Source organism: Aeromonas sp. R2-1, from assembly GCF_040908425.1.
In the GTDB taxonomy this organism is placed as follows: Bacteria; Pseudomonadota; Gammaproteobacteria; order Enterobacterales; family Aeromonadaceae; genus Aeromonas; species Aeromonas caviae.
Genome location: NZ_JBFODR010000021.1, coordinates 168,408 through 175,338 on the forward strand (window position 1 = coordinate 168,408; position 6,931 = coordinate 175,338).

7 protein-coding genes are annotated in these 6,931 nt (G+C 58.3%); all 7 read right to left on the reverse strand.

Annotated features, from left to right (window positions below):
* Positions 1–79 precede the first annotated feature (79 nt).
* On the reverse strand, positions 80–1,108 hold the full coding sequence (locus AB5Y80_RS06140) for a site-specific integrase (RefSeq protein ID WP_041215162.1): 1,029 nt from the start codon (positions 1,106–1,108) through the stop codon (positions 80–82).
* 300 nt (positions 1,109–1,408) lie between these two features.
* Positions 1,409–2,188 carry a YchF/TatD family DNA exonuclease gene (locus AB5Y80_RS06145; protein ID WP_323942698.1) on the reverse strand — a complete coding sequence of 260 codons (780 nt, stop codon included), beginning with the start codon at positions 2,186–2,188 and terminating at the stop codon, positions 1,409–1,411.
* Between the two features lie 12 nt (positions 2,189–2,200).
* On the reverse strand, positions 2,201–3,148 hold the full coding sequence (gene holB, locus AB5Y80_RS06150) for a DNA polymerase III subunit delta' (protein WP_368172664.1): 948 nt from the start codon (positions 3,146–3,148) through the stop codon (positions 2,201–2,203).
* Entirely contained in the window at positions 3,133–3,774 is a 642-nt protein-coding gene (gene tmk / locus AB5Y80_RS06155; protein WP_042017643.1) for a dTMP kinase, read from the reverse strand. The genes holB and tmk overlap by 16 nt, the downstream gene beginning before the upstream one ends.
* A complete protein-coding gene (gene mltG / locus AB5Y80_RS06160) occupies positions 3,774–4,775 on the reverse strand; it encodes an endolytic transglycosylase MltG (protein ID WP_042017642.1) in 1,002 nt (333 codons plus the stop codon). Before mltG ends, tmk begins: the two co-directional genes overlap by 1 nt.
* Complete coding sequence (gene pabC / locus AB5Y80_RS06165) at positions 4,765–5,571, reverse strand: aminodeoxychorismate lyase (protein ID WP_041211426.1); 807 nt, start codon at positions 5,569–5,571, stop codon at positions 4,765–4,767. The genes mltG and pabC overlap by 11 nt, the downstream gene beginning before the upstream one ends.
* A 66-nt stretch (positions 5,572–5,637) precedes the next feature.
* Entirely contained in the window at positions 5,638–6,879 is a 1,242-nt protein-coding gene (fabF, locus tag AB5Y80_RS06170; RefSeq protein WP_039041168.1) for a beta-ketoacyl-ACP synthase II, read from the reverse strand.
* Positions 6,880–6,931: the final 52 nt, after the last annotated feature.

Consider the following 6,931-nt stretch of genomic DNA (forward strand, 5'->3'; position numbering starts at 1 on the left):
TGTCTGTGGAGGACGGATTGAATATACCATCAGATCAACAGGATATCATTTAACATAAAAAAAGCAGGGGCGCGGTTTGCTATAACAACCCATCCAGGGCGTGATCGGAGAACTTGTGTGCATCATCGAAATATTCCTGCAAGGTGCGCATGTCCTTGTGCCTTGTCACCTCGATGATCTTGTTCATCGGTTTGCCCGCCGTCACCGCCGAGGTGATGAACCCCCGCCGCAAACTGTGGCCACTGACGTGGAGATCGTCGATGGCCTGACCAGTTCGCCGCTTGATCATCAGGTTGATACCTTGCGGCCCCAGGGGATCTGCCATCAGCTGGCCCCAGCGATTCATCCGGCGAAACAGGGGGCCCTCAGCAATTCGGCTTTTTTTCAGCCATTGTTGCAGTGCAGACACTGGGCAATACCGGGTACCTGGAATGAGTGCTATCTCCGATTCATGGAGCTGATGTTTGCTTGGTTTGAGACGAAGGCGTATCCCCTGCCCCACAAACTGCACGTCATTCACCTCGATCCTGGCTGCTTCCGACCGGCGCAAGGCGCCACTGAACATCAGGAGCAACAGGGTGTAATCCCGAAGTCCCGCCAGGTTGCTGGTATCTATCTCGTCCAGCACGCAGGCCAATGGTTTCAGGGTCAGCGCCCCCGTTTTGCGTTTGCGGTTATCACCGAGCCGTACTATGCCCCGCATCATCTCCTTTATCTCCGCATGCTCGGTCGGCATGGGGTGGATCCCCTTCTGCTTGAAGGCATAGCGAATGCCGGCAAGCCGTCTTACCAGGGTGGCCGGTTTACGAGGTTCCCCGTTGCGAAGCTCCCCCTTCCCTTCTTCTTTGTCCAGCCAGACCCAGTTGGCTAGGATGCCGTCGGCCTGATCCGCCAAAAAATTCATGATGTCGTGGTGTGTCGTCTGCAAGGGATCCAGCCCGTGGAGTTGGCACCAGGAGACAAAGATGCGGGTATCTGCCTGATAGGCATTGAGGGTGGAGTCGGCTTTGGCGCTGCGCAGGAAGCGTCTTGCCCGGCTGTTCAGCTGAGGATCGAAGACGCTCTGCAAGGATTGCTGAACTGGGTTTTGAAGGCGTGGGTAGTTCACTTAACTCTATGATTTAAAGCGGAGTTTCGGTGGATCTTACAGGATCATCCAGATCTATCAAGTATCGATAATGAATATTATCGATACTTATGAAGAGTGCTTTTAACCCATTTCAGCCCCTCATCTATTCCTCAAGCATTCTGTCATCCCTGCTCCGTTTTATCAGGTGCTGGCGATTTGATCTCGTCAGCACCCACCACACAAAGTGAGAGATAACAACTTGGCATGATTGTTTTTGGATGGATCCATAATAGTGAAATTTGTCATAGTAAAACGCCCCGCTATGCGGGGCGTTTTCTGTTATCGCTTTGCCAACTTGAACAATTCGAAGAAATTGTGGCTGGTGGCCTCCGCCAATTCAGCGAGCGGAATCTGGCGAAGATCCGCGATAAATTGGGCAACGTCGCGAACAAAGGCCGGCTCGTTCTCCCTCCCCCGGTGCGGAACCGGTGCCAGATAGGGAGAGTCGGTTTCAACCAGCAGTCGCTCCAGGGGCAACGCCTTGACCACTGCCTGCAGGGCTGAGGCGTTCTTGAAAGTGGCTATCCCCGAGATGGAAATATAGAACCCCATTGCCATCGCGGCCTCGGCCATTTCGAGGGACTCGGTGAAGCAGTGCAGCACTCCGCCCACCTGTTCGGCCCCCTCCTCTCGCATGATCCGCAGCGTGTCTTCCTGGGCATCCCGGGTGTGGATGATGAGCGGTTTGTTCAGTGCCCGGGCTACCCGGATATGTTCGCGGAAAGAGGCTTGCTGTACATCCTTGTTTTCCGGTGAATAGAAGTAGTCGAGCCCGGTTTCGCCGATGGCCACCACTCTCTCATCGGCCGCCTGAGTCAGCAGCAAGGCAGCATCCACCCCGGGATCCTGATTGAGCGGGTGGACACCGCAGGAGGCAAACACCTGGGGATAGGGAGCGATGGCCTCCATCATGGTCGGGAACTGGGCCTGGGTCACACTCACGCAGAGAAAATATCCCACGCTCTGCTGCGCCGCCTTGGCCAATACATCGGCCATGTCGGTCTGCTTGGAGCCATAACTCAAGCGATCGAGATGGCAATGGGAATCAATGAGTAACATAGACAACCTTGTTTATAACCAGCGATTGAGCCAGTTCATCAAATGGATGGTGGGATTGGAAAGCTGTCCTGGCTGACAAGCCTCCTTCAGCACAACCAGCTGCTGTTCAGCTTCCAGGAGCCGTTCGCTGGAGTGTCTTTCTGCCAGTTGCTGGCTGAGTGATGCAAGATCCGGCATTGCCAGTTGATGATGGCCGCAGCCAGCCTGAAGCTTGAGGGCATCGCACAAGAAGAGCTGCAACCAGTGCAGCCGGACCTGAGTATCCTCGGCCAACTGGGCGCAGACATTCGCCGCACGGGTGGGGGTCGATGCCAGCGAGACAAATCCGTCGAGCAATGCCCGTCTGGCATCATCTTGCTGTGCTTCGATGTAGCTCAGCACCCGCAGCGGCGCCCCCTGGCAGATCCGCACCTGGGCCTGGGTGGCCTGATGGCCCTGCTCGGCGAGCCAGGCAAGGGTCTCCCCCTCAGAGGGGAGCTGGCAGACATGTTTGTGACAACGGCTCAAGATGGTGGGGAGCAGGCGAGATACCCGGGATGCGATGAGCAGCAACAGACTGTCGCCAGCCGGCTCTTCCAGCGTCTTCAGCAAAGCATTGGCGGCAGACTCCGTCATGCGCTCCGCCTCCTGAATGATCACCACCTTGCCGCGACCAAGCTGGGACGTGCTCTGGAGGCGGCTGCAAATCTCCCGGATGGCTTCGACACCTATGGTCTTGCCCTCGGGCCCCAGAGTCCCAAGATCCGGGTGATGCCCCTTCTCAAAAAGCTGGCAGGAGTGGCACTGACCGCAGGGCTCACCTCGTTGTGGATGCTGACACAGGTGCAGTCGCGCCAGTCGCTCTGCAAGCTGCTCCTTGCCAAGGCCGGGATCGCCTAGCAGCAACCAGGCGTGGCCGAGCCGTCCGGCCCGGGCCGTCTCGCTCAAGGCATGCCAATCCGGGATCAGCCAGGGATACATAGCCCCTCGCTTGCCAGATAATGCTCAAGGGCTGCCTCGATGGCGGCTTTGACTTGCGCCGGGGGCAATCCGGCATCGATGACCTGGATGGAATCATCGGCGGCCGCCAACTCGAGGTAACGCTGGCGGGTACGTTCAAAGAAGCCGATCTGCTCCAGCTCAATCCTGTCCAGCTCGCCGCGATGGCGGGCCCGTTGCAGGCCGATGGCAGGATCAATGTCGAGATAAAGGGTCAGATCCGGCTTGAAATCCCCGAGGACCGCCCGTTTGATGGCGCCGATGAGGTTCGCATCGATGCCGCGGCCACCCCCCTGATAGGCCTGGGAGGAGAGATCATGGCGATCGCCCACTACCCAGATGCCGTCTGCCAGGGCAGGCTTGATCCGGGTCTCCACCAGTTGTACCCGGGAGGCGTACATCAACAGCAGCTCGGCCTCGACGGTCAGGCGCTCGTCGTGTACTTCTTTGACGATGGCCCGCATGCGTTCCGCCAGCGGCGTGCCGCCCGGCTCCCGGGTGCACTCGATCCGCGCAACTCCGTGGGCTTGCAGATAGTCGGTGACATAGCGCACCGCAGAGCTCTTCCCTGCCCCTTCCAATCCTTCAATCACGATAAATTTAGACATTAGGGTTTCTTCAATATGTATTCACGCACCGCCCGATTGTGTTCATCGAGGGTCTTGGAGAAGTAGTGGGCACCGCCCCCCTTGGCAACGAAGTAGAGATAGTCGGTCGATTTGGGGTTGAGCGCCGCTTCGATGGAGGCCTTGCCCGGCATGGCGATGGGCGTCGGAGGCAGACCGTCGATCACATAGGTGTTGTAGGGGTTCACGTCGGTCAGATCGCTGCGGCGAATGTTGCCATCGTACCTGTCCTTCACCCCGTAGATGACGGTAGGGTCGGTCTGCAACTTCATGCCAAGGCGTAGACGGTTGACGAACACAGAGGCAATCTGGGCCCGTTCATCCGGTTGGCCCGTCTCTTTTTCAATGATGGAGGCCATGATGAGCGCCTCATAGGGTGTCTTGTAGGGCAGATTGGCCTGACGCTTCTCCCAGGAAGCCTCTAGGAACGTTTTCATGTCCTGATAGGCGCGGCGCAGGATGGAGAGATCGCTGGCATGAGTGGTATAGGCGTAGGTTTCCGGCAGGAACCACCCCTCCAGCTTGCCATTTTCGATGCCGAGTTCCTGAGCCAGTTCGGTTTCGCTCTGCTCCAGAGTCAGGCGCTCCAGATAGGGGGCGCTGGAAAGTTGCTTCAGCCAATCCTCAAATCGGGACCCTTCGACAAAGGTCAGGCTGAAGTGAAACTCCTTGCCGGAAGCAAAGAGAGAGAGAGTCTCCTTGAGCGGCGCCCCTTCCTTGATCTCATAGGTGCCGGACTTGATGGCCACCAGTTCGGGATGACCGCGCAACCAGAGACGCACCGCCCAGGGGCTGGTTTCCCCCTCCCCCAGTTCGGCAATCAGGCGCGCCGCATGGGCGCCTTTTTCGACGGTAAAGAGGCGGGTTGGCCCCTTGTTGGTGAGCGTCTCCACCTGTTGCCACTTGTGATACACGTACCCTCCGGCAACGGCGACAGAGAGTGCCGCCCCCGCGAGCAGGGTGTAAAGCCGATTAAACTTCAATGACCAAGCGCTCCTGTAAACGGCGGATCAATACCGGACTGGGATAGTGCATATCCCCGATGCTGGTGACCGGGACAATCCCCATCAGGGTATTGGTCAGCCAGACCTCTTCCGCCTGCCAGAGTGACTCCAATGGAGCCTCTACGACACGCAGTTCAATGCCCATCTGTTTAAGCATCGTCATCACGCGCTTGCGCATGATGCCATCGATCCCGGCGCGGGTGAGATCCGGTGTGAACACCGTCCTGCCACGACGCCAAAACAGATTGGCGCTGACCCCTTCTACCAGAAATCCCCGGCTGTTCAAGACTATACCTTCGACCCCGCCACGCGCAGCAAGTTCGCGCTTCAGCATCACTTGTTCGAGGCGCCCCAGCGTCTTGAGACCGGCGAGCATGGGACTGTCCCCAAGCTGCTGCTGGCATACCAGGGCATTGATACCGGTTTGCTGCCAATCATGATAATGCTCAGGATAAGGTGCCAAAGAGACGATGCGAGTGGGCGTGTCACAGCCTGCGCCGTCATATCCCCGCCCACCGGCGCCCCGGGTCAGCATTATCTTGACGACAGCCTGTGTCTGCCCAGAAGCAAGCTGCGCCGCCTCGTCGGCAAGCAGGTCCCAGGAGTGCTCGCCAAAACCAAGCCGGGCGTTGGCATGTTGCAGCCGGGCCAGATGGTCCTGCCACCAGAGTACCTTCCCTTCCCTCACCAGCATGGTGGTGAAATGACCATCACCGTATGCCAGTCCACGATCCCTGGCTGACAGTGTTTCTGTGGGTATTCCATTAATCAGCAAGGGGATCCCTCCGATAAAAAAGGCCCGATACTACCGTATCGGGCCTTATCATTCGCCCAGAGCGAATTATACGCGTTTGAAGATCAGGGAGCCATTGGTGCCGCCAAAACCGAAGGAATTGGAGAGGGCATATTCGAAGCTGCCGGCCTTGGCAACATGCGGCACCAGATCCAGGTCGCACTCATCATCCGGGTTGTCCAGGTTGATGGTTGGAGGCACCATCTGGTCACGCAGAGAGAGCACGGTGATGATCGCCTCGATGGCGCCAGCCGCACCCAACAGGTGGCCTGTCATGGACTTGGTGGAGCTGACCATCAGGGCGCTGGCATGTTCACCAAACACCTTCTTCATGCCGCGCAGCTCTGCCACATCCCCAAGGGGGGTGGAGGTACCGTGGGCATTGATGTAACCGATCTGCTCGGGTGCAATGCCAGCATCCTTGATGGCGTTCTTCATGGCGCGTGCGCCACCATCGCCGTCCGAGGGAGGGGCCGTCATGTGATAGGCATCCCCGCTCATGCCAAAGCCGACCAGCTCGGCATAGATCTTGGCGCCGCGAGCCTTGGCATGTTCATACTCTTCCAGCACCAGTACGCCGGCACCGTCGCCCAGCACGAAACCGTCGCGATCCTTGTCCCAGGGGCGGCTCGCCTTCTGTGGTTCGTCATTGCGGGTGGAGAGCGCCTTGGCAGCGGCAAAGCCGCCCATGCCCATGGGGGTGGAGGCTTTCTCGGCACCACCGGCGACCATCACGTCTGCATCGCCATAGGCAATCATCCGGCCAGCCATGCCGATGGCATGGGTACCCGTGGTACAGGCGGTAGTCACGGCGATGTTCGGTCCCTGCATGCCTTTCATGATGGACAGATGACCGGACACCATATTGATGATGGTGGACGGAACGAAGAAAGGGCTCAGCTTGCGGGGGCCGCCATTGATGAGGCTGCTGTGGTTCTGCTCAATCAGACCCAGACCGCCGATACCAGAGCCGATGGCAACGCCTACCCGCTCCGCGTTCTCTTCGTTGATGATCAGGCCGGAATCTTCTAGGGCCTGAACACCCGCCGCCACGCCATACTGGATGAAGAGATCCATCTTGCGGGCTTCTTTGCGGTTGATGCCGAACTCTTCGGGGTCGAAATCCTTGACCAGGCCTGCGAAACGGGTTGCGAACTCGCTTGCATCAAAGTGGTCGATGAGGGAAATGCCGCTCTGCCCGTTGAGCAGGGCTTGCCAGCTGGATTCGGCAGTGTTGCCTACCGGGGAAAGCATCCCCAAGCCGGTCACCACGACTCTGCGTTTTGACACTGAGGTAGTCTCCGAGAGGTGTTTTGAAAGGGGTAAACATAAAAGAAGCGGC